The following is a 20,170-nucleotide window of genomic DNA, read 5'->3' on the forward strand; positions in this document are numbered from 1 at the left end:
GCCGTCGGACCGGTTCAGGGGCGGGGCGCGGGACTGGCCGGCGATGCCTCACCGTGGCCGTCGCGCCGCACGCAATAGCGAGGTTACCTCACTATGTGGGTCCGCGCTACTGTTGGCGCCATGGCCGACCTCAGCGAAGCACTCATGCACGCCAGCCGCGCGCTGCGCCGCCGCATGTGGTCCTCGTTGGAGGACTGGGACCTGTCCCCGCACCAGGCTCGCGCGCTGCGCACCGTCTGCGGCCACGACGGCGCCCGGCTCAGCGAGGTCGCCGCACACCTGCGGATCGCGCCCCGCTCGGCGACGGAGGTCGTCGACTCCCTCGAGGCCCGCGGGCTGGTCGCGCGGCAGCCGGACCCGGCCGACCGGCGGGCCGTGCTCGTCGTCGCCACCGACGAGGGCCGCGCGGTGCACGAGGCGGCGGACCGGCTCCGCGGCGCAGCGGCCGAGGACTTCTTCGGTCGGCTGGACGCCTGCGAGCGCGAGGAGCTCGCCACCCTGCTGCGACGCCTGGTCGACTAGACGCCGAGCGCCCGGCGGACGACGGCGAGCGCCTCCCGCGGGTCGAGCCCGAGCGAGCGGACGGTGTCCGCGTAAGTCGCCGCGGCCTGCTCGGCGGCCGTGTGGTCGTCGTCCGACTCGCCGCGTGCGACGGGGTCGGTGACGAAGGTGCCCGCGCGGCCGCGGCCCACGAGGAGGCCGTCCGCCTCGAGCTCGCGGTAGGCCCGCGCGACGGTGTTGGGCGCGATGCCGAGCTCGTCCGCGAGCGCCCGCACGGTGGGCAGCCGGTCACCAGGGCGCAGCGTGCCGTCGCCGATCTGCGCGGTGACCTGGGCACGCAGCTGGGCGAAGGGCGGCTCCGGGGACGCGGCGTCGAGGCGCAGCGTCATGCGGCACCCATCCGCGCGGGACGGCCGGGTGCGGTGGCGTCGAGGGGCATGGTGCACAGGCTAGGGGTCGCCGGCGCCCTGCGCCCACCCCCGGTTCGCCCTCCGCGCCGAGCGTCGGCGCCCTACCCTGCTGCCATGTCGCTGACCTGGGCGCAGGCGCTGGCCTGGCGCCTGCGCCGACAGCTCCTCGTCCCCGCCGCGGGGAGCGGGACGGTGGACGACGTCGTCGACCGGCTCGGCGCCGTCGTCGCCAAGGACCTCGGTGCCGCAGAGCTCGCGGTGCGGTTGCGCCTGCAGCGGTCGCAGTCCGGTGACCTCTCCGCGGCCCTGGCCGACGGGCGGCTCGTCAGGACGTACGCCTTCCGCGGGGCCACCCATCTCATGACCCCCGAGCAGGCCGCCGTCCACCTCGCGCTGCGCACGGCGAGCCGCATGTGGGAGCTGCCGAGCTGGCAGGAGTACTACGAGCTCGCGCCGGGGGACTGGCCCGCCCTGCGCGACGCCGTCCGCGAGGCGCTCACCGGTGGCCCGCTCACCCGCGCCGAGCTCGCTGACGCCGTCGCCGCCACCCCGCGGTTCGCCCACCTCCACGCGTCGATCGCCCGAGGCAACGACACCCTGCTCAAGCCGCTCGCGTGGCAGGGCGTCCTGTGCTTCGGCCCCGAGCGCGGCAGCCGTGTCACCTTCGCGAGCCTCGAGGCGAACCCCCGCTGGCCCGGACTGCCCGACCTCGAGGACGCCGGGCCGCGTGCGGTGCGTGCCTACCTGCGCGGCTACGGCCCTGCCGGGCCCGACCGATTGCGGTACTGGCTGGGGGAGGGGCTGGGGGCCGGACGCCGGGTCCGTCGCTGGCTCGACAGCCTGGATGACGCCGTCACCGTCGACGTCGACGGGGAGCCCGTCGTCGTGCTCGCCGAGGACGTCGACGACCTCACCGCCGCGCGGCCCACCGACGTCGTGCGGCTCCTGCCGGGCCACGACCAGTGGGTGCTCGGCCCCGGCACTGCCGACGCGCACGTCGTCCCGCCGGCTCACCGCCCCGCCGTCACCGGAGGGGCGAACGTGGTCGTCGCCGGCGGCGTCGTCACCGGGACGTGGACGACCAGGGCCGACGACGTCACCGTCACCTGGTCCGGGGACGCAGGCTCGCCGCCCATGCCTGCGCTCGAGGCCGAGGTCGGCCGCCTCGGTGAGCTGCTCCAGCGGCCGCTGCGCGCGACCGTGCAGGTCAGCTAGAGACGGCCGGCGTCATCCGGTCGAGCAGCTCACGCACCGCCGCCAGCCGCGGCACCCCCTCGTAGCGGGTGACGACCGTACCCGCGGCGTCGAGGACGACGACGGTGGGTGTCTGCGTGATCTCCAGCCTGGCGGCGAGCTCGGTGTCGTGCGCGACGTCGACGTCCACGTGCCTGACCCCGGGCGTCGTCTCCGCGACCCGCGCGAGCAGACCCCGCGCCGCCCGGCACGGTGCGCAGAAGCCCGAGGAGATCTGCAGCAGCGTGGCCCGCTCACCGAGCGGTCCGGTGAGGCCGAGCGCGTCGGCGGTGAGCGGGGAGGAGGTCACCGCCCGAGTCTACGGAGCCGCCGCCCGCCCCGCGCCGTGGCCGACCGCCCCACGTAGGGTGGTCGGGCACCCGACCCTGGAGGCTCCCACGTGACCCGCCGTCCCACCCGCGCCGCGGCCCTCGCCGCGACCGTGTGCCTTCTCCTCGCCGCCTGCTCCGGTGAGGACGGCCCCGACGACGCCGAGACCCCCACCGCCGAGGAGAGCCCCGAGCGCGGCTCGGTCCAGCAGCCCGACGGCACCGCGGTCGTCCTCACCGGCGCCGACGGTGAGCTCGCCCTCGCCGCGAGCCGTACCTTCTTCGCGCAGGCGCCCGTGGCCGTCCTTGCCGACGACGCCGAGCCCGCCACCCACCTGCGCGCGAGCAGCGTCAGCCTCGCCCTCGGCGCACCCGTCCTTCTCGACGACGGCGGCGCCGCCCTCGCCGAGGAGCTCGGCCGCCTGGGCACGGGCTGGGTCGTCACGGTCGGTGACGCCGCCGTGCCGGAGGAGGCGGGGGACGTCGTCGCCGTGCCCGCCCCGGCCGACGACGCCGCGCTCGCCGAGGGTCTGGGCCTGCCTGCCGGGGAGGCCGTGGAGGTGGCCGACGGCGAGGAGGTGTCCGCCGTCGTCGGGCTCGAGCGCGGAGCGATCACGCCGCTCGCCCCGGCCGCCGACGGGGCGAGCGACGACCCGACCGGCAGCGGCACGGACGAGGCGACGACGGAGCCCGCCGACGACGCCACGCTGCCCGCCACCGAGCTGCCCGAACCCGTGACCGGGACCCTCGCGCTGACGACGGGCGCGCCGGAGGAGCTCCTGGCCACCGCGACGGCGCGCGCTGCCGGCGCGGACGTCGTCGTCGTCCCCGGCGGGGACCCGCGGGCCACGAGCGAGTCGGTGACGGCGGTGAGCGAGGCGGGCGCCGAGCACGTCGTCGGCCTCGGTGACGCCTTCGGGGACGAGGAGACCCTCGGCTGGCGCGCCGCGACGGCGGCGAGCGGCGTCGAGCTTCCCGGCGGCGGCCAGCTCGTGTTCCCCGGCAAGCGGTACGTCGCGCTGTACGGCAGCCCGGTGACGCCCGCGCTCGGGGTGCTCGGCGAGCAGGGCACCGAGGCGACGATCGCCCGCGCGCAGGAGCACGCCCAGCCCTACGAGGACCTCGTCGACGACACCGTCGTCCCGGCGCTCGAGATCATCGCGACCGTCGCCTCCTCCAGTGCGGGCGCCGACGGGAACTACTCCAACGAGTGGCCCGCCGACGACCTGCGTCCGCTGGTCGAGGCGGCGGGGGAGGCCGGCCAGTACGTCGTCCTCGACCTCCAGCCCGGCCGCTCGTCCTTCCTCGAGCAGGCCCAGCTCTACGCCGATCTCCTCGAGCTGCCCCACGTGGGCCTCGCGCTGGACCCCGAGTGGAACCTCGGGCCCGACGAGCAGCACATGGTGCGCATCGGCTCGGTGACCGCGGAGGAGGTCAACGAGGTCGTCGACTGGCTCGCCGACTTCACCCGGGAGCGGGACCTGCCGCAGAAGATGCTCGTCCTCCACCAGTTCCAGGTGCGGATGATCCAGACCGTGCCCGAGGTGGACCTCTCGCGCAGCGAGCTCGCCGTCCTCGTCCACGCCGACGGCCAGGGCGGGCAGGGCGCCAAGCAGGACACGTGGCGCACGCTCCACGAGCACGGCCCGGACATCGAGTGGTGGGGGTGGAAGAACTTCTACGACGAGGACTTCCCGATGCTCACCCCGGAGCAGACCATCTCCCAGGTCGACCCCGTGCCGCACTTCATCACCTACCAGTGAGCGGTCCCCGAGGACCTCAGGCGGTGAGCCAGATGACAGCCCCTAGGAGCACGTAGGCGGCCGGGACGAGGTAGGAGAGGACGAGCGGCGCCCAGTGCGGCACCGTGCGCGCCGATGACTCCGGTGACGCGGGGGCCAGCGGGGAGGGGATGCGCGAGTCGTCGACCGCGCGGGAGAGTCCGCGGTGCTTGGGCACCGCGATGACCAGCACGACGACGAACAGCCCGACGGTGACGGCGGCGGGCGGCAGCGTGAGCAGCGCCGGGAGGTCGAGCCGGTCACCGACCGCCGACCCGATCGCGGCGAGCGTCGCCAGCCCGAGCACCGGGACGCCGACGCTCCACGGCCGGCGCACGAGCGGGCCCAGGAGGACGGGCAGGGCGAGCAGGACGAGGACGAACACGGCCAGCGCCCCGAGCTGGACGGCGTTGAAGGACAGCTCCTCGCCCCGTGCCCAGGGGCCCACCGCCGCCGTGCCCACGAGCAACGCCAGCGCCTGGCCTGCAGAGGTCACCGCGGTCATGCACGACTCCGTGTCGCGCTGCGGTGGGCCGCTCTCGAGCTGCCGCGCGTACTGGGTCGCGTCGCCGAACGCCTCCGCCGGGCTCTCCCCGGTCTCCGCGCAGTGTGCCTCGACCTCGCCGAGGCGGTCCCCGATCATCGGGCCCGGGACGTCGCGCAGCCGCAGCTCGAGGACGAGGTCGTCGCACCACTGCTGGTGCTCCTTGACGAAGGGCCGGTGCCAGACCTCGTTCGTTGTGCTCTCCATGGTCTCTCCTTGATGTGTCACCGGCTCGCGGCCGGGGTGGGGGACAGGTGGGACCCGACCGTGGCGGCGAAGACGCGCCACTGGCTCGTGCCCTGCTCCAGGGCCTCGCGCCCTGCGTCGGTGAGGGCGAAGTACTTCCGGCCCGGGCCGCCCTCGCCGGCTCGCCACTCGACGGTGACGAGCGCGCTCTTCTCGAGCCGGCCGAGCAGGGGGTAGAGCGTGCCGCCCTTGATGTCGCCGAAGCCGGCCTCCGCCAGCTCGGCGGCGATGGCGTAGCCGTAGGTGGGGCCGCCGGTCATGGTGCGGAGCACGCAGAGCTCGAGGACTCCGCGGAGCCACTCGCTGCGGTAAGGGGTCGCGCTCATGGAGTAGATAGTGACACTAACTAGTCAGATTGTCTAGGGAGACAGCCTGAGTACGTGTCGAGGAGGGCGCGCCGCGCGCTCGGGACCGGCGCGCGGAGCCTCCGGCCGCGCTCAGCGCAGCGGCGTGTGCGCGGGGTCGACCCGCTCGTCCTCGCGGACCGGCCCCGGAGCGGTGCCGTCGCCGAAGGGACGCCCGCCGAGCTCCTCGCGGCCGTGCGGGGTGGTCCAGCCGCCGAGGTCCGGGCCGACGGGCACGATCTGGGTCGGGTTGAGGTCGGTGTGGACGACGTAGTAGTGCTGCTTGATCTGCTCGAAGTCGATCGTGTCCCCGAAGCCGGGGGTCTGGAAGAGGTCGCGGGCGTAGCCCCACAGCGCCGGCATCTCGCTCAGCTTGGTGCGGTTGCACTTGAAGTGCCCGTGGTAGACCGGGTCGAAGCGCACGAGCGTGGTGAACAGGCGCACGTCGGCCTCGGTGATCGTGTCGCCGACGAGGTAGCGCTGGCCGGTGAGCCGCTCCTCGAGCCAGTCCAGGGCGGTCCACAGCCGGTCGTACGCCTTCTCGTAGGCCTCCTGGGAGCCGGCGAAGCCGCAGCGGTACACCCCGTTGTTGACCTCGGTGAAGACGCGCTTGTTGACGGCGTCGATCTCCTCGCGCAGGTGCTCCGGGTAGAGGTCAGGGGCACCGTCGCGGTGGTGCTCGCGCCACTCCGCGGACAGGTCGAGGGTGATCTGGGCGTAGTCGTTGGTCACCACCTGCCCGGTGGGCACGTCGACGATCGCCGGGACGGTGATCCCGCGCGGGTAGTCGGGGAAGCGCGCGAAGTACGCCTCCTGGAGACGCTCGATGCCGAGCACCGGGTCACGACCACCGGGGTCGAGGTCGAAGGTCCACGAGCGGGCGTCGTGCGTGGGCCCGGGCAGGCCGAGGGAGATCGCGTCCTCCAGGCCGAGCAGGCGGCGCACGATGATGGTCCGGTTCGCCCACGGGCAGGCGCGTGCGGCGACGAGCCGGTAGCGACCGGCCTGCACCGGGTAGCCCTCCGCGCCGTCGCGGGTGATACGCGTGGTGATGTAGTTCGTGTCGCGGGTGAACTCCTGCCCGGAGGTCACGTAGCTGCCGGCGGTCGAGTGCGCGTCGTCCATGCCCACGACCGTATCCCCGTCCGCGTTGCGTCGCCCTTCCCGATCGGGCGTCGCCCTTTCCGTCACCCCGGGGCGAGTGGAAGGGACGACGCATCGTCGCGGCGGGCCGCCGGCGTCCTCAGAAGCGCTCGCTGCGCTCGTGGACCCCGAGCTCGGCGGAGTACACCTCGGTGCCGGTGATGAGCACGCGCTGGACGCGGGAGAAGACGTCGAGCGGGTCGCCGGACCAGACGACGACGTCGCCGTCCAGGCCCGGGCGCAGCGCCCCCACGCGGTCCTCCAGCCCGAGGATCTCGGCCGGGTTGATCGTCAGCGCGCGCAGCGCGACCTCCCGGTCCAGCCCCTCCTTGACCGCGAGCGAGGCCTGGTGGACGAGGAAGTTGATCGGGACGACCGGGTGGTCGGTGGTGATGGCGACCTTGACCCCGGCCTCGGCGAGCCGCGCGAGGTTGGCGATGTCGCGGTCGCGCAGCTCGACCTTCGAGCGGCTGGTGAACATCGGTCCGAAGATCACCGGGACGCCCTTCTCGGCGAGGACGTCCGCCACGCGGGCGCCGTCGGTGCCGTGGTTGACGACGAGCCGATAGCCGAACTCCTCGGCGAGCCGGATCGCGGTGGCGATGTCGTCGTGGCGGTGGGTGTGCTGGTCCCAGATCAGCTCACCGTCGAGCACCGCCGCTAGCGTCTCGAGCGTGAGGTCCCGCTCGACCGGCTTGCCCTCGGCCAGTGCGTGGTCACGCTTGGCGGCGTAGTTCTGAGCGGCGACGAAGGCGTCGCGGATGACCTTGGCCACGCCCAGGCGCGTGGAGGGCAGCGCCTTCTTGTCGCCGTACACCCGCTTGGGGTTCTCCCCGAGCGCCGACTTGACCGAGACGCGCTCGCGGATGACCTGCTCGTCGACGGTGCGTCCGCCCCACGTCTTGATGGCGACCGTCTGGCCGCCGATCGGGTTGCCCGAGCCGGGCTTGACGACGGCGGAGGTCACCCCGCCGATGAGGCTGTCCCGGAACCCTTCCTCCTCGATGTTGATCGCGTCGAGCGCGCGCAGCCCAGCTCCGACGGGGTCGGTCATCTCGTTGACGTCCGCGCCGGCCCAGCCCTCACCCTCCTCGCTCACGCCCATGTGGGCGTGCGACTCGACGAAACCGGGGAGCACCCACGAGCCGCTCGCGTCGACGACGCGCACACCACCGGGAATCTCGACGTCGGCACCGACGGCCGCGATGACGCCGTCGAGCACGAGGACGGTCCCGTTTTCGATCGGGACGCCGTCCACGGGGACGACGTAGCCACCGGTGACGGCGACGGAGTCGGTGCGGGTGCGGCGGGGAGCGGGTGTGGATGTCATCCCTCAGTGGTATCACTGGAGCGAACGTCCATCCACGGCGGCTCAGCCGCAGGCGAGGAGGCACCATGCGGGCCAGTGATCGTGGTGCGCCGAGCAGCGAGGACACCGCGGGCAGCGCGGGGGTGAAAGCCTCGGGCCGAGGCGGCCGGCTCGGATGGATCGGGCTCGCGGTCGCCGCCGTCCTGGCTGCCTGGCAGGTGGTCTACGCGATCGCCGAGCCGGCGTCGACCAACCCTGAGGTCCTCACCTCGGTCTGGCTGCTCCTCACCCTCGTGCTCGCCGTCGGCGCCGTGGTCCTCGGCATCGTCGCCCTCGGACAGCGTGCGGTGCCGCGCTGGCCGGCGACGGCGGCGCTCGCCGTCGGCGTCTACGCCTTCGTCGTCAGCGTGGCTTCCTGGATCGGTGGCCTCATGGGCTGACCGCGCTGTGAGCCCCCTCACCGCAGGCGGGGCCGATGGGCACGGGGTCGCCCCTTCGTGAAAGACTCGCAAGATGCTCGTCGTGCTCCTGGCTGCCCTCACAGTCGCGGCACTGCTCACCCCCTTCCTGGACCGGTTGCTCGGCCGCAACGCCGGCTGGCCGCTGGCCGCGCTCTTCATCGGTCTGCTCGTCCCGGTGCTCGGCGCCGGCCCGGGCGTGTGGGGTGGGCAGACGCGGGTCGAGGTCGTGCCGTGGATGCCGGCGATCGACGTCTCCCTGCGGCTGCGGATGGACGGAACCGCGTGGCTGTTCACCGTGCTTGTGCTCGGCGTCGGCGCGCTCGTCCTCCTGTACTCCTCGCGGTACTTCCCGCCCGGGCGGCGGACCGGCTTCTACTTCTTCATCGTGGCCTTCGCCGCGTCCATGCAGGGACTCGTGCTCGCCGACGACATCATCGTCATGTTCGTCTTCTGGGAGCTCACGACGATCTGCTCGTTCTTCCTCATCGGGATCTCGGGGACGAGCGCGACACGACCCGCGGTACGCACGTACATCGTCACCGCGCTGGGCGGCCTCGCGCTCCTCGCGGCGGTGATCATGCTCGTCGTGCGCACCGGGACGACCGTCCTGAGCGAGATCCTCGCCGATCCCTCGTGGCGGCAGGACGAGACCTTCCTCCTCGTCGTCGTCGGGCTCGTCGTCCTCGCCGTCTTCACGAAGTCGGCGCAGTTCCCCTTCCACTACTGGCTGCCCGACGCCATGGCGGCGAGCACGCCGGTCAGCACCTACCTGCACGCCGCGACGATGGTCAAGGCGGGGATCTACCTAGCGATGCGGTTCTCCCCGGCCTTTGCCGGCGTGCCGCTGTGGACCGTCCTCCTCGTCTCCTTCGGCCTCGTCACGGCGCTCCTCGGCGCGGTCTTCGCCCTCCAGCGGCACGACCTCAAGGAGCTGCTCGCCTACTCGACGGTCAGTCAGCTCGGCCTCATCGTCGCCGTCATCGGGGTCGGGACGCCCACCGCGCTCGCCGCGGCGGCCGTCCACACCCTCGCCCACGCGATGTTCAAGGCCGCGCTGTTCATGCTCATCGGTGTCATCGACACCCGGGCCGGGACGCGAGACATCCGTGAGCTGCGGGGCCTGCGGCGGGCGATGCCGGTCACCGCCGTCCTCACCCTGCTCGCCGCCCTGTCGATGGCGGGTATCCCGCCGCTCGCCGGCTTCGTGAGCAAGGAAGGCCTCTTCGAGGCCTACCTCGACCTGCCCGGCGCCTTCGGTGCCGCTGCCGCAGTCCTCGCCGTGGCCGCCTCGGTCGGCACGTTCGCCTACTCCTTCCGGATCGTCCACGGCGCCTTCGGTGGTCCGGGCGGCGAGCGGGCAGGACGCGAGCCCGTCCTGTTCTTCCTCCCGCCGGCCGTCGCCTCGCTCGCCGGTGCGGTCGCCGTCGGCGTCCTCGCCGCCTTCGACCCGCTCGTCTCGCGGACCGTCCAGGACACGCTGGGCGAGAGCTACGACTCCCACCTCGCGCTGTGGCACGGCGTCAACCTCCCGCTCGTCATGTCGGGCATCGTCATCGCCGCCGGCGCGGTGCTGGCTCACCAGCGCTCCCGGGTCGACCGCGCGCTGGGCCGCAAGCTCTTCCCCACTGCTGGCACGCGCGTCTTCGAGTCCCTCTACGACCGGGTCCTCGTGCTGGGCCGGCGGACCGGTGACCTGACCCGGACCGACTCGCTCGCCCCCTTCCTCGGCTCGACGGTCGCCGTCGTCGTCCTCATCGCCGCCGCCCAGGTCGTCGCACGTCCCGAGGTGCCGGAGTACCGCGCGGACGTGACCCGACCCGTCGACTGGCTCCTCGTCGGCCTGCTGCTCGTCTCCGTGCTCGCGGCGGTCAGCGTCCGCTCCCGGCTCTCCGCCCTCGCGCTGGTGGGCATCACCGGCTTCACGGTGGCGATGTGGTTCCAGGTCGTCGGCGGTGTGGACCTCGTCCTCACGCAGCTGCTCGTCGAGATCCTCACGGTGGTCGTGGCGGTCTTCGTGCTCCGCCGGCTCCCGAAGAAGTTCCTCCCCACCCCGCCCCGTCGCACGGTCACCACCGCGACCATCGCGGTGGCGGCGGGGCTGAGCGCGGCCCTCGGCGTCTACACGCTCACCGGTCGGCGGGAGCGGTCGCCGGTCTCCCAGTACTTCCTCGACGAGACCTACTCCGACACGGGTGGCACGAACATCGTCAACGTCATCCTCGTGGACTACCGCGCGCTGGACACCCTCGGTGAGCTCACCGTGCTCGGCGTGGCAGGTCTCGCGATGATCGCGGTCCTGCGGACGAGCGGGCTCGCTCCGTTCTGGCGGCTGCCGCAGCTCGTCGAGCACGCCCGCGAGGTCATCTACCGCTCGCGGGACAACGTCCTCATCATGCGGACCGTCGCGCGCTACGTCGGGCCGCTGGTGCTGGCCTTCTCGATCTTCCTCCTCTTCACGGGCCACCAGCGCCCGGGCGGCGGGTTCATCGCCGCCCTCGTCGGCAGCGCGGGCGCGGCCCTCCACTACCTCACCTCGGCGAACAGCGCCGAGGGCACCATCCGGCTCCCGGCCAAGGCCCTCATCTCGGCGGGCATCGTCGTCGGCGTGGGGTCGGGCCTGCTCGGGCTGGTCGACGGGTCCTTCCTCCGACCGCTGCACGCCGACATCCCGCTCCCGTGGGGCGGGAGCTACCACTTCACGACGGCGCTCGTCTTCGACGTCGGTGTCTACCTCGCCGTCATCGGGGTCCTTCTGACGGCCCTGCGCGAGCTCGGCACGGACTCGGTCGGTGTCGCCGACCGCCCGGTGCGCGCCGAGGTCCGCCCAGAACCCCGCACCGGGCCGGGCAAGGACGAGCCTGCCGCGTCCGGCGAGCACGACCGGGCCGTGCCGGCCGCCGAGAAGGGAGGTGAGCGATGACCCTGGCGATCAGCGTCGGGATCCTCGTCGCCGGGGGCGTGTTCCTCATCCTCCAGCGCGGCCTGGTCCGTGTGGTCCTGGGCTTCATGCTCCTGTCCCACGCCGTCAACCTGCTCCTCATCTCCGCCGGCGTCACCGCGAACCGTGCCATCCCGTTCCTGGGGACCTCGGACGCTGACGCCGCCGCGGACCCGCTGCCCCAGGCGTTCGTCCTCACCGCGATCGTCATCAGCTTCGCGATCACCGTCTACATGCTCACGCTCGCGGCCGCCGACAAGGACGACGACACCGAGGACGACGACATCGAGGACGACTCGTGACCACTGCTGCGCTGCTCCCGCTCCTCGTGGCCGTCCCGCTGCTCGCGGGCGGCCTGCTCGCCGTCATCCCGAGCAGGCCGGTGCGCGTCGCCGTCATGCTCGCCGTCCCGGCCCTCGCCCTCGTCGCCGGAGCCCTGCTCGTGTGGGCGACGCACGACGGCACCGTGCTGGCGCACGACGTCGCGCTGTGGCCGGTCGGGGTGTCGATCCCCTTCGCCGTCGACGTGTTCAGCGCGCTCATGCTCACGACGACGTCGCTGCTCGTGCTCGTGTCCGCGTGGTTCGCGGTGGCGGTCCGGCAGGACGAGTCACCGTTCTTCCCGGCGCTCGTGACGATCCTGGCCGCCGGCGTCAACGGCGCCCTCATGACCGTCGACATCTTCAACCTCTTCGTCTTCCTCGAGGTCATGCTGCTGCCCTCCTACGGGCTCATCGCCACGACGGGCGGCTGGCGCCGGCGCCGGGCCGGTCGGATGTACGTGACGGTCAACCTCCTCACGTCCACCGTCTACCTCGCGGGCGTCGGCCTCGTCTACGGCGTCGCGGGCACCGTGCACATCGGTGAGCTCGTCGGTGCCGCCCGCGAGTCCAGCCTCGTCGCGGCGGCCGGTGGCGTCATGCTCGCGGCCCTCGCCGTCAAGGCGGCGGTGGTGCCGGTGCACGGGTGGCTCTCGCGCACCTACTCCTTCACCTCGCCCGCCGTCACCGCCCTGTTCTCCGGCCTCCACACGAAGGTGGCGATCTACGCCATCTACCGGCTCTACGCCACGGTGTTCGAGGGCGACCAGCGCTACCTGTGGATCGGGATCGTCGCGTTCTCCGCGACGATGCTCATCGGCGTCCTCGGTGCCGTGGGGGAGGACACGACACGGTCGATCCTCGTCTTCCACATGGTGAGCCAGATCGGCTACATCCTCCTCGGCGTCGCCCTGTTCACCCAGATCGGGCTCACAGCGGGGATCTTCTACCTCATCCACCACATGATCGTGAAGGCGTCGCTGTTCCTGTCCACCGGTGCCCTCGAGCACACGTACGGCACGGGTGTGCTCTCCCGCATCGGCGGTGTCGCGCGGCGGCAGCCGCTCGTCGGGTTCGTCTTCATCGGCGCCGCCCTGTCCCTGGCGGGCATGCCGCCGTTCTCCGGCTTCGTCGCCAAGCTCACGCTGCTCATCGGCGCCGCCGAGGCCGGGGAGTGGGTGGCGTTCACCGTCGCCGTGGTCGTCAGCCTCATCACCCTCATGTCCATGCTCAAGATCTGGGGTGGTCCCTTCTGGGGCGCCGACCCGGAGGGCGAGCGCACGTACGGCGGTGAGGGCGCGGTGGCCGTGGCGGCACCGCCCCGGGTCCGTGCCGGACTCATCGCGCCCGCGCTCGTCCTCACCCTCACGACCCTGGGCATCGGCCTGGGGGCGCAGGGTCTGCTCGGGCTGAGCGAGCAGGCCGCCGCGGGACTGCTCGACCTCAGCGCGTACCTCGAGGCGGTGCTGTGATGCGATACCTGCGCTGGCTCGGCCGGTTCCTGTGGTTCCCGATCGGGTTCGCCTGGGCGGTCGTCCGGGCGAACGTCGAGGTCGGGATCGACATCGTGACGCCGGCGAGCGCGATCTCCGGCGGCTTCATCGAGGTGCCCCTGCGCTGCGAGACGGACCTCGAGATCGCCGTCCTGGCCAACATGGTGACGCTGACCCCGGGGACCGCCGCCGTCGCGCTCTACCGCCCGGAGCCGACGCTGTGGATCCAGGGCCTGTACCTCGACAGCCCGGAGAGTCTGCGCCGGGACGTCTACAAGCTCGAGGACCTGCTGCTCGGCGCGACCAGGGTGTCAGGCGCACCCCTCGACCATCCCCGCGTGGGGAACTGGCGGAAGGAGCAGGTCCGATGATCGCGTTCGGCGTCCTCATCGTCGTCGTCCTCTCGATGCTCGCGGCGGTGTACCGCGCGCGCCGGGGTCCGGACTCGGCCGACCGCGCCCTGTCGGCCGACCTCGTCTTCTACGGCTTCGTCGCCATGGTCGTCCTCGTGGGCACGATGCGCGACGACGACGCCGCCTTCACCATCGCCGTCATCGCGACGCTGGTCGGTTTCCTCGCCACGCTCTCCCTGGCGCGGCTCGTGACGGGAGGCAAGCGATGAGCTGGGACCTCGTCGGGAACGTCCTCATGGTGATCGGCGGCGTCGTGTTCGCGATCGGCGCGTTCGGCCTGGTCCGTATGCCCGACTTCTACGCGCGGCTGGCGGCCGTGACGATGTCCGGCGGCCTGGCGATCGTCCTCATCCTGCTCGGTGCGCTGGCGCACCAGCCGAGCTGGGGGAACGCGGTCCTGGTGGCCCTCGCGGTCCTCATCCAGCTCGCGACGGCGGGCGTGGGCGGCGGCGCGATGGCGCGCGCCGGGTACCTCACCGACGCCCAGCGCAGCCCGCAGGTGCACTGGGACGAGATCACGACGACCGACCCCAGCCACGTCGACACCTCACCGCCGAGGGAGCCGGGCCAGCCCTGAGCCGCCCGGCCGCGGGGCCCGAGGTGGGCGCCTCCGCGGACCCGCCGGACCGACACGTGAGCGCCGGCCGGCGGCCGCCGCTCGAGGCGCCCGTCCGTCGCGACGCCGCCGCCGGGCTGCGGACGGGTCCGGGCAGCGCTGTGGCCGGGAGGGCGGGTGCCCTCCCGGCCCCGGCGGGGCGTGCGGTGGTGCCGGTGCTACATGAGCCCCATCGTCGTGGGGAGCCACAGCGACAGCTGCGGGACGAACACGACGAGGAAGAGCGCCGCGACGATCGCGATGAGGAACGGCCACAGCTTGCTGATGACCGGCTCGATGCGGAGGTTGGCGAGACGGGCCCCGACGAACAGGACGTTCCCCACGGGCGGGGTGATGACACCGAGGGACAGGTTCATCACGACCATGGCACCGAAGTGGACGGGGTCGATCCCGAACTCGGTGACGATCGGCAGGAAGATCGGCACGAAGATGAGGATCGCCGGCGTCGGGTCCATGAACGTCCCCACGACGATGAGGATGACCATCATGAGGATGAGGACGACGACGCTCGAGTCCGTGAAGCCCAGGACGGCGTCGGAGATGATGTCCGGGATCCGCGCGAAGCTCATGACGAACGACAGCGACGTCGACACCGCGACGAGGAGCATGACGATCGCCGTCGTCCGGCCGGCGTCGACGAGGATGCCGGGCAGGTGCCGCACCTTGATCGTCCGGTACGCCGCCGACAGCACGAGGCAGTAGACCACCGCGATGGCGGCCGACTCGGTGGCGGTGAAGAACCCGCCGAGGATGCCGCCGACGACGATGACGATCATGAGGAGCGAGGGCACCGCGCGCCAGACGACGAGCAGCCCCTGCTTGACGGAGATGCGGTCCTGCGACTTGAGCTTGCCCGGCTGCTTGCGCGCGTAGAGGTAGACGACGACCATGCAGGCCAGTGCCCACAGGAAGCCGGGGACCGCACCGGCCATGAACAGGGCCGCGATCGACGTGCTCGACACGAGCGAGTAGACGATGAAGGTGTTCGACGGCGGGATGAGCATGCCGGACGGGGCGGAGGCGACGTTGACCGCGGCCGCGAAGCGGCGGTCGTAGCCCTCCTTGACCATCCGGGAGTTCATCACGTTGCCGACGGCGGCGGCCGCCGCGACGGCGGCACCGGACACCGCCCCGAACAGGGAGTTGGCGACGATGTTCGTCTGGGCCAGGGAGGCGGGCATGCGCCCGGTGAGCACCTTGGCGGCGTCGACGAGCCGTGCCGCGATCCCGCCGTTGTTCATGATGACGCCGGCGAGCACGAAGAGCGGGATGGCGAGGAGCGGGAAGGAGTTGATCCCGGTGAACATCCGCTGGGCCGTGACGAGCACGGCCTGCTCCATGCCGAGGAGCGGGATCGCCGCGAGGAAGGTCGCCGTGCCGATGACGATCGCGATCGGTACGGAGAAGACGATGCCGATGAGGACACCGAACAGGAGGATGAGTCCGGCAAGGGTCGCGGGGTCCATCATGCCTCCGTCTTCGGGCCGGCCGGGGAGCTGCCCGGGCTGTCGGGGGTGTCGGCCGACGCGACGAGCAGGGGGTTGGCGTCGAGCCGTTCGGTCTGGATCTGGGGGTTGGCGGCCAGTGCCTCCTCGCCCTCGAGCTCGAGGTACGGGCTGTGCGTGCCGCGGACCAGACCGTGGATGTAGTACAGCGAGTAGAAGGCGATGAGGACGCCGGAGATCGGCAGGGCCAGGTACATCTGGCCGAGCGTGAACGGCAGGGCGGAGAGGTTCTGCAGCCAGGCGTTGTCCGCCGCGCGCCAGCCGCCCCACACGAGGACGACGACGGCGAAGGCCAGGACGACGAGCTGGACGAGGACCGCGAGCACCTGCTCGCCCTTGACGGGCAGCTTGCGGGCGACGAGCTCGACGGCGATGTGACCGCGCTCGCCGAAGACGAACGCCGCGGCGAACAGGCCGAGCCACACGAAGGTGAGGCGCGCCCCTTCCTCGGTCCACGTGCTCGGGTCACCCAGGACCTGGCGGCTGAAGACCTGCCAGACCACGATGACGACGAGCAGCGCGAAGAGGATGACGGTGATCCAGTAGAGGACCTTGTCCAGGACCTTCTTGGCGCTATCCACGATTCACCTCCAGCTGTGTGTGGCTCGGCCGGTTCATCAGCGGGCCGCGGCGCGCGCCGCGTCGAAGAGCGCCTGCTGCGACTCCGTGGTGATGAACTCCGCGGCGAGGGCCTCGAGGGGCTCTGCGAACGCGGCGTCGTCGACCTCGGAGAAGGTGGCGCCACCGGCCGTGGCGCCGTCGATGGCCTCCTGGGTGGCCTCCGCCCAGAGCTCGGTGTGCTCCTCGTGGGCGGCGGTCCAGCCCTCGTCGAAGGCCGCGCGGTCCTCCTCGGACATGCTGTTGAGGAGGTCGGTGTTGATGATCATGTAGTCCAGGCCCACGAGGTGGTTGGTGTAGCTCCAGTAGGGAGCGACCTCGTAGTGGCGCTGGGTGAAGTAGGAGACCTCGTTGTTCTCGGCCGCGTCCACGACGCCGGACTGCAGGCCCGTGTAGAGCTCGCCGTAGGCCATCGGGGTGCCGGCGCCGCCGAGCGCCTCGGCCATCGCGATGTGGAGCTCGGACTCCTGGACCCGGATCTTCTGGCCGGACAGGTCGGCCGGGGTCTCGATCGGGGCGCTGCTGTAGACCGAGCGGGCGCCCTGGGTGAAGCCGCCGAGGACGGTGATGTTGTTCGACTCCTCCAGCGACGCGTAGAGGTCGCCGGTGATCTCGGGGTCGTGGATGACCTCCATCTGGTGCTCGACGTCGTCGAAGACGCGGGGAAGGTTGAAGACGACGAAGTCCTCGTTGAGGTTCTCCAGCTGGGTGCCGGAGACGATGGCCATGTCGACCGAGCCGTCGGAGACGAGCTGGAGGGCCTCTGCCTGCGCACCGAGCGTCTCGTTGGGGAAGACGTCGACGTCCCAGCCTCCGGTGTTCTCCTCCAGGTAGGAGCCGAAGTTGTCGAGGGCGATGTAGGAGGGGTGCTCCTCGGTCTGGTTGAGCGCCAGGCGCATGCTGCGGCCGTCGCCACCCCCGCTGGTCTCGCCGCCCTCGTCGCCGCCGCCGCAGGCGGCGAGGAGCAGGGTCGCAGCGGCCGCGCCGGCGATGACCACGGTGTTCTTCCGGTGCTTCATGGTGTGTGTTCCGTCCTTCGGTCTGGGTGACCTCGTCGTCCGGTCGTGCGGCGCTGCGCCGTGCAGTGTGGGGAGGGGGTCCAGCCTCGTGGCTGGGCGGCGGTGCCGTGCCTCGTCATGAGGCGAGCCGTCCGACGGGGGTCCGATCGGGGTTGCCTCATTCACTCAGGTGCGGCACCCAGGCCGACAACGGTTGCCACCAGTTGCCGCCCGTGACACGGCCGTGACACCGGGGGCCTGGTCAGTCCGTCGGCTCGGCCGCGGCGGCGCGTGCCGCGTCGTAGATCTCCCACTGCGCGTCGGTGGTGAGGAAGCGGTCGGCGAGCGGCTCGAGCGCCTCGAAGAAGACCTGGTCGTCGACCTCGTGGAAGGTCGCGCCGCCGGCCTCCGCCGTGGCGACGGCCTCCTCCGTCGCCTCCAGCCACAGCTCGACGTGCTGGGCCCGGGCCCGCTCCCAGCCCTCCTCGAAGACCGCCCGGTCCGCCTCCGTCATCGACGCGAGCATGTCGGTGTTGATGATGAGGTAGTCCAGACCCACGAGGTGGTTGGTGTACGTCCAGTGCGCTGCCACCTCGTAGTGGCGCTGGGAGGCGTAGGAGACCTCGTTGTTCTCGGCGGCGTCGACGACGCCGGACTGCAGTCCGGTGTACAGCTCGCCGTAGGCCATCGGCGTGGCCGAGGCGCCCAGGGCCTGGGCCATCGCGACGTTGAGCTCGGACTCCTGGACCCGCAGCTTGTGGCCCGCGAGGTCTGCCGGGGTCTCGACCGGGCCGAAGGTCGTGTAGACGCTGCGCGCGCCCTGGGTGAACCCACCCAGGACGGTGACGTTGTTCGTCCGCTCCAGCGAGGAGTACAACGCGGCCACGATCTCGGGGTCGTGCACCACCCGCATCTGGTGGTCGATGTCGTCGAACGTCGTCGGCAGGTTGAGCGCGATGAAGTCGCGGTTGAGGTTCTCCAGCTGAGGGCCGGAGACGATCGCCATCTCGACCGATCCGTCGGAGACGAGCTGCATCGCCTCCGCCTGCGCCCCGAGCGTCTCGTTCGGGTAGATGTCGATGGTCCAGCGCCCGCCCGTCTCCTCCTCCATGTGGTCGGCCCAGGCGGCGAGCGCGACGTAGGAGGGGTGGGACTCGGTCTGGTTGAGGGCGAGGTGGAGCACGTCGCCCTCGTTCGTGCCCGGTTCGAGCGAGGCGCTGCAGGCGGCCAGGGCCACCACCGTCAGCCCTGCCGCGGCAGTGGTCGTGAGTCGTCGGGACATCGGGTGCCTCCCCCGGGCACAGGGCCCGTCCATGGTTCATTCTGCCTGTCGGCGGCGGTCGGGTGCCTCGTCAGGAGGAGGCGATCTGGGCGGCCAGGTGGCCACCGCCGTAGCCGTTGTCGATGTTGACGACGGCGACCCCGGGGGCGCAGGCGTTGAGCATCGACAGCAACGGTGCCACGCCCCCGAAGGCGGCGCCGTAGCCGACGGAGGTCGGCACGGCCACGACCGGTGCGCTCACCAGCCCGGCGACGACGCTCGGCAGCGCGCCGTCCATCCCCGCGGCGACGACGACGACGCGCGCCGAGCGGAGGAGGTCGAGGTGCCCGAGCACGCGGTGCAGCCCCGCGACGCCGACGTCGACGACGAGCTCGGTCCGCCGGCCGAGGTAGCGGGCGGTGAGCTCGGCCTCGCGGGCCACGGGCAGGTCGGAGGTGCCGGCGCTGACGACGACGACGAGGCCCCCGGTGGTTTCGGGAGCGGCGGCTGGCCAGGCGACGATCCGGGCCACCGGGTCGTGGTGCGCGTCGGGGAGGGCGGCGAGGACGGCGGACGCCTGCTCGGGCGTCGCGCGGGTGAAGAGCGTGGGCGTGCCGGCGGCGGCGACCTCGGCGGCGATGAGCGCGACCTGCTCCACGCTCTTCGGCTCGCAGAGCACGGCCTCGGGGTAGCCGCGCCGGGCGGCGCGGTCGTGGTCGAGGTGGGCGATGCGGGCGAGCTCGGGGCCCGGCTCCCAGGCCTCAGCCACGGACGGAGACGAGCGGCAGGGTGAAGGCCCCGGACTGGATGCCGCGCAGGTCGAGGGCTGCGAAGCGGAAGCCGGCGTCGCGCACGGCACGGTCCACGTCCTCGCGCCGCTGGACCGCGGCGAGGAGCTCCTCGGGCAGCAGCTCGATCCGGGCGACGTCGCCGTGGTGGCGCACGCGGCAGTCGGTGAAGCCGAGGCGGCGCAGCGCGCCCTCGGCGCGGTCCACCTGGCGCAGCTTCTCCGGGGTGACCTCCTCGAAGTGCGGGATGCGCGAGGCCAGGCACGGGGCGGCGGGCTTGTCCGCGACGGGCAGCGCCATCGCCCGGGCGACCTCCCGGACCATGGCCTTGGTCATCCCCGCCTCGGCCATGGGCCGCAGCACGCGGTGGTCGGTCGCGGCGCGCGAGCCGGGGCGGTCGGGCCGCTGGGCGTCGTCGGCGTTCTCCCCGTAGGCGACGGCCGCGAGCCCGAGCCCGGTGACGAGCTCGTCGTCGATGCGGGTGAAGAGCTCGTCCTTGCAGTGGAAGCAGCGGTCGGGGCCGTTGGCGCGGTAGGCGGCCGACTGCCCCTCGTGGGTCTCGATCTCGACGACGCGTGCGCCGATGACGGCGGCGGTCTCGTGGGCGCGGGCGCGTTCGTCGGTCGCGAGGCTGGGGGAGACCCCGAGCACGGCGACGACGTTCGCGGGCCCGAGGGCGCGCACGGCGAGCGCGAGGAGGGTGGCGGAGTCGACGCCACCGGAGTAGGCCACGCCCAGCGGCGCGTGGCCGGCAAGCGTCTGCGCGACCTGTGCGGCGGCCTGTGCCGCCGGTCCGGTCAGGCCGGGTACCGCCGTCGTCGTCATGGATCTGCTCCTTCGTGCACGTGAGCTTCCAGTGTGTGCGAGCCGGTCGGCAGCGTGGCAACTCGTTGCCACTGGTTGCCCTGAGACCCTACCG

Annotated in this window: 22 protein-coding genes; 10 read left to right on the forward strand and 12 right to left on the reverse strand. The window is 72.3% G+C overall.

Features of this window, described 5'->3' with window-relative positions:
* The first annotated feature begins 120 nt into the window (after positions 1–120).
* Complete coding sequence (locus GD632_RS13740; protein ID WP_152192784.1) at positions 121–522, forward strand: MarR family winged helix-turn-helix transcriptional regulator; 402 nt, start codon at positions 121–123, stop codon at positions 520–522.
* Here GD632_RS13740 and GD632_RS13745 read toward each other — a convergent pair.
* A complete protein-coding gene (locus GD632_RS13745; protein ID WP_152192785.1) occupies positions 519–890 on the reverse strand; it encodes a GntR family transcriptional regulator in 372 nt (123 codons plus the stop codon). The two genes, GD632_RS13740 and GD632_RS13745, sit on opposite strands and share 4 nt — an antisense overlap.
* A gap of 135 nt (positions 891–1,025) precedes the next feature.
* Between GD632_RS13745 and GD632_RS13750 the strand changes: the two genes are divergently transcribed.
* The gene (locus tag GD632_RS13750; protein WP_152192786.1) at positions 1,026–2,126 is read left to right on the forward strand and encodes a DNA glycosylase AlkZ-like family protein; all 1,101 of its coding nucleotides are present in this window, start codon (positions 1,026–1,028) and stop codon (positions 2,124–2,126) included.
* On the opposite strand, the gene GD632_RS13755 is transcribed toward GD632_RS13750, so the two are convergent.
* Positions 2,119–2,454 (reverse strand): TlpA family protein disulfide reductase, encoded by a 336-nt coding sequence (locus GD632_RS13755; protein ID WP_152192787.1) that lies wholly within the window; start codon positions 2,452–2,454, stop codon positions 2,119–2,121. The two genes, GD632_RS13750 and GD632_RS13755, sit on opposite strands and share 8 nt — an antisense overlap.
* Before the next feature lie 90 nt (positions 2,455–2,544).
* Between GD632_RS13755 and GD632_RS13760 the strand changes: the two genes are divergently transcribed.
* Positions 2,545–4,236 (forward strand): serine/threonine-protein kinase, encoded by a 1,692-nt coding sequence (locus tag GD632_RS13760; protein WP_152192788.1) that lies wholly within the window; start codon positions 2,545–2,547, stop codon positions 4,234–4,236.
* A gap of 16 nt (positions 4,237–4,252) precedes the next feature.
* Here the strand turns inward: GD632_RS13760 and GD632_RS13765 are convergent, their stop codons facing one another.
* The 4 genes from GD632_RS13765 to GD632_RS13780 form a co-directional block, all read right to left on the reverse strand.
* Positions 4,253–5,005 (reverse strand): hypothetical protein, encoded by a 753-nt coding sequence (locus GD632_RS13765; protein WP_152192789.1) that lies wholly within the window; start codon positions 5,003–5,005, stop codon positions 4,253–4,255.
* 17 nt (positions 5,006–5,022) lie between these two features.
* On the reverse strand, positions 5,023–5,370 hold the full coding sequence (locus GD632_RS13770; protein ID WP_152192790.1) for a PadR family transcriptional regulator: 348 nt from the start codon (positions 5,368–5,370) through the stop codon (positions 5,023–5,025).
* A gap of 111 nt (positions 5,371–5,481) precedes the next feature.
* Entirely contained in the window at positions 5,482–6,513 is a 1,032-nt protein-coding gene (locus GD632_RS13775) for a glutathione S-transferase family protein (protein WP_152192791.1), read from the reverse strand.
* A 118-nt stretch (positions 6,514–6,631) separates the two neighbouring features.
* Positions 6,632–7,861 (reverse strand): amidohydrolase, encoded by a 1,230-nt coding sequence (locus GD632_RS13780; RefSeq protein ID WP_152192792.1) that lies wholly within the window; start codon positions 7,859–7,861, stop codon positions 6,632–6,634.
* Between the two features lie 65 nt (positions 7,862–7,926).
* Here GD632_RS13780 and GD632_RS13785 point away from each other — a divergent pair, with 65 nt between their 5' ends.
* The 7 genes from GD632_RS13785 to GD632_RS13815 all read left to right on the forward strand — a co-directional run bounded on the left by GD632_RS13785 (position 7,927) and on the right by GD632_RS13815 (position 14,042).
* Positions 7,927–8,280 carry a hypothetical protein gene (locus tag GD632_RS13785; protein ID WP_152192793.1) on the forward strand — a complete coding sequence of 118 codons (354 nt, stop codon included), beginning with the start codon at positions 7,927–7,929 and terminating at the stop codon, positions 8,278–8,280.
* A 73-nt stretch (positions 8,281–8,353) separates the two neighbouring features.
* On the forward strand, positions 8,354–11,221 hold the full coding sequence (locus GD632_RS13790; protein ID WP_152192794.1) for a DUF4040 family protein: 2,868 nt from the start codon (positions 8,354–8,356) through the stop codon (positions 11,219–11,221).
* Positions 11,218–11,541, forward strand: a complete 324-nt coding sequence (locus GD632_RS13795) for a sodium:proton antiporter (RefSeq protein WP_152192795.1) — start codon at positions 11,218–11,220, stop codon at positions 11,539–11,541. Before GD632_RS13790 ends, GD632_RS13795 begins: the two co-directional genes overlap by 4 nt.
* Positions 11,538–13,031, forward strand: a complete 1,494-nt coding sequence (locus GD632_RS13800; protein ID WP_152192796.1) for a monovalent cation/H+ antiporter subunit D family protein — start codon at positions 11,538–11,540, stop codon at positions 13,029–13,031. The genes GD632_RS13795 and GD632_RS13800 overlap by 4 nt, the downstream gene beginning before the upstream one ends.
* Entirely contained in the window at positions 13,031–13,423 is a 393-nt protein-coding gene (locus GD632_RS13805) for a Na+/H+ antiporter subunit E (protein WP_152192797.1), read from the forward strand. Before GD632_RS13800 ends, GD632_RS13805 begins: the two co-directional genes overlap by 1 nt.
* A complete protein-coding gene (locus GD632_RS13810; protein ID WP_152192798.1) occupies positions 13,420–13,674 on the forward strand; it encodes a monovalent cation/H+ antiporter complex subunit F in 255 nt (84 codons plus the stop codon). The genes GD632_RS13805 and GD632_RS13810 overlap by 4 nt, the downstream gene beginning before the upstream one ends.
* Positions 13,671–14,042: a cation:proton antiporter gene (locus GD632_RS13815; RefSeq protein WP_152192799.1), complete on the forward strand. Its 372-nt coding sequence runs from the start codon at positions 13,671–13,673 to the stop codon at positions 14,040–14,042. The genes GD632_RS13810 and GD632_RS13815 overlap by 4 nt, the downstream gene beginning before the upstream one ends.
* A gap of 197 nt (positions 14,043–14,239) precedes the next feature.
* Here GD632_RS13815 and GD632_RS13820 read toward each other — a convergent pair whose 3' ends face one another.
* From GD632_RS13820 to larE, 6 genes are all read right to left on the reverse strand, one after another.
* On the reverse strand, positions 14,240–15,550 hold the full coding sequence (locus tag GD632_RS13820) for a TRAP transporter large permease (protein ID WP_152192800.1): 1,311 nt from the start codon (positions 15,548–15,550) through the stop codon (positions 14,240–14,242).
* Positions 15,547–16,167 (reverse strand): TRAP transporter small permease, encoded by a 621-nt coding sequence (locus GD632_RS13825; RefSeq protein ID WP_152192801.1) that lies wholly within the window; start codon positions 16,165–16,167, stop codon positions 15,547–15,549. Before GD632_RS13825 ends, GD632_RS13820 begins: the two co-directional genes overlap by 4 nt.
* 36 nt (positions 16,168–16,203) lie before the next feature.
* Positions 16,204–17,223, reverse strand: coding sequence for a TRAP transporter substrate-binding protein (locus GD632_RS13830; protein ID WP_152192802.1), 1,020 nt, complete (start codon positions 17,221–17,223; stop codon positions 16,204–16,206).
* A 241-nt stretch (positions 17,224–17,464) separates the two neighbouring features.
* Positions 17,465–18,484: a TRAP transporter substrate-binding protein gene (locus GD632_RS13835; protein WP_152192803.1), complete on the reverse strand. Its 1,020-nt coding sequence runs from the start codon at positions 18,482–18,484 to the stop codon at positions 17,465–17,467.
* 70 nt (positions 18,485–18,554) lie between these two features.
* Entirely contained in the window at positions 18,555–19,232 is a 678-nt protein-coding gene (larB, locus tag GD632_RS13840; protein WP_152192804.1) for a nickel pincer cofactor biosynthesis protein LarB, read from the reverse strand.
* Positions 19,225–20,076: an ATP-dependent sacrificial sulfur transferase LarE gene (gene larE, locus GD632_RS13845; protein WP_152192805.1), complete on the reverse strand. Its 852-nt coding sequence runs from the start codon at positions 20,074–20,076 to the stop codon at positions 19,225–19,227. The genes larB and larE overlap by 8 nt, the downstream gene beginning before the upstream one ends.
* Positions 20,077–20,170 lie beyond the last annotated feature (94 nt).

It is taken from the genome of Georgenia satyanarayanai (genome assembly GCF_009193135.1).
In the GTDB taxonomy this organism is placed as follows: domain Bacteria; phylum Actinomycetota; class Actinomycetes; order Actinomycetales; family Actinomycetaceae; genus Oceanitalea; species Oceanitalea satyanarayanai.

Excerpts from the sequence above, each read along its gene's own strand:
- GD632_RS13750 (WP_152192786.1), top strand. The coding sequence starts at position 1,026 with ATGTCGCTGACCTGGGCGCAGGCGCTGGCCTGGCGCCTGCGCCGACAG.
- GD632_RS13745 (WP_152192785.1), bottom strand. The coding sequence starts at position 890 with ATGACGCTGCGCCTCGACGCCGCGTCCCCGGAGCCGCCCTTCGCCCAG.
- GD632_RS13770 (WP_152192790.1), bottom strand. The coding sequence starts at position 5,370 with ATGAGCGCGACCCCTTACCGCAGCGAGTGGCTCCGCGGAGTCCTCGAG.
- GD632_RS13785 (WP_152192793.1), top strand. The coding sequence starts at position 7,927 with ATGCGGGCCAGTGATCGTGGTGCGCCGAGCAGCGAGGACACCGCGGGC.
- GD632_RS13805 (WP_152192797.1), top strand. The coding sequence starts at position 13,031 with ATGCGATACCTGCGCTGGCTCGGCCGGTTCCTGTGGTTCCCGATCGGG.
- GD632_RS13815 (WP_152192799.1), top strand. The coding sequence starts at position 13,671 with ATGAGCTGGGACCTCGTCGGGAACGTCCTCATGGTGATCGGCGGCGTC.
- GD632_RS13795 (WP_152192795.1), top strand. The coding sequence starts at position 11,218 with ATGACCCTGGCGATCAGCGTCGGGATCCTCGTCGCCGGGGGCGTGTTC.
- larE (WP_152192805.1), bottom strand. The coding sequence starts at position 20,076 with ATGACGACGACGGCGGTACCCGGCCTGACCGGACCGGCGGCACAGGCC.
- GD632_RS13740 (WP_152192784.1), top strand. The coding sequence starts at position 121 with ATGGCCGACCTCAGCGAAGCACTCATGCACGCCAGCCGCGCGCTGCGC.
- GD632_RS13765 (WP_152192789.1), bottom strand. The coding sequence starts at position 5,005 with ATGGAGAGCACAACGAACGAGGTCTGGCACCGGCCCTTCGTCAAGGAG.
- GD632_RS13830 (WP_152192802.1), bottom strand. The coding sequence starts at position 17,223 with ATGAAGCACCGGAAGAACACCGTGGTCATCGCCGGCGCGGCCGCTGCG.
- GD632_RS13780 (WP_152192792.1), bottom strand. The coding sequence starts at position 7,861 with ATGACATCCACACCCGCTCCCCGCCGCACCCGCACCGACTCCGTCGCC.
- GD632_RS13775 (WP_152192791.1), bottom strand. The coding sequence starts at position 6,513 with ATGGACGACGCGCACTCGACCGCCGGCAGCTACGTGACCTCCGGGCAG.
- GD632_RS13790 (WP_152192794.1), top strand. The coding sequence starts at position 8,354 with ATGCTCGTCGTGCTCCTGGCTGCCCTCACAGTCGCGGCACTGCTCACC.
- GD632_RS13810 (WP_152192798.1), top strand. The coding sequence starts at position 13,420 with ATGATCGCGTTCGGCGTCCTCATCGTCGTCGTCCTCTCGATGCTCGCG.
- GD632_RS13835 (WP_152192803.1), bottom strand. The coding sequence starts at position 18,484 with ATGTCCCGACGACTCACGACCACTGCCGCGGCAGGGCTGACGGTGGTG.
- GD632_RS13820 (WP_152192800.1), bottom strand. The coding sequence starts at position 15,550 with ATGATGGACCCCGCGACCCTTGCCGGACTCATCCTCCTGTTCGGTGTC.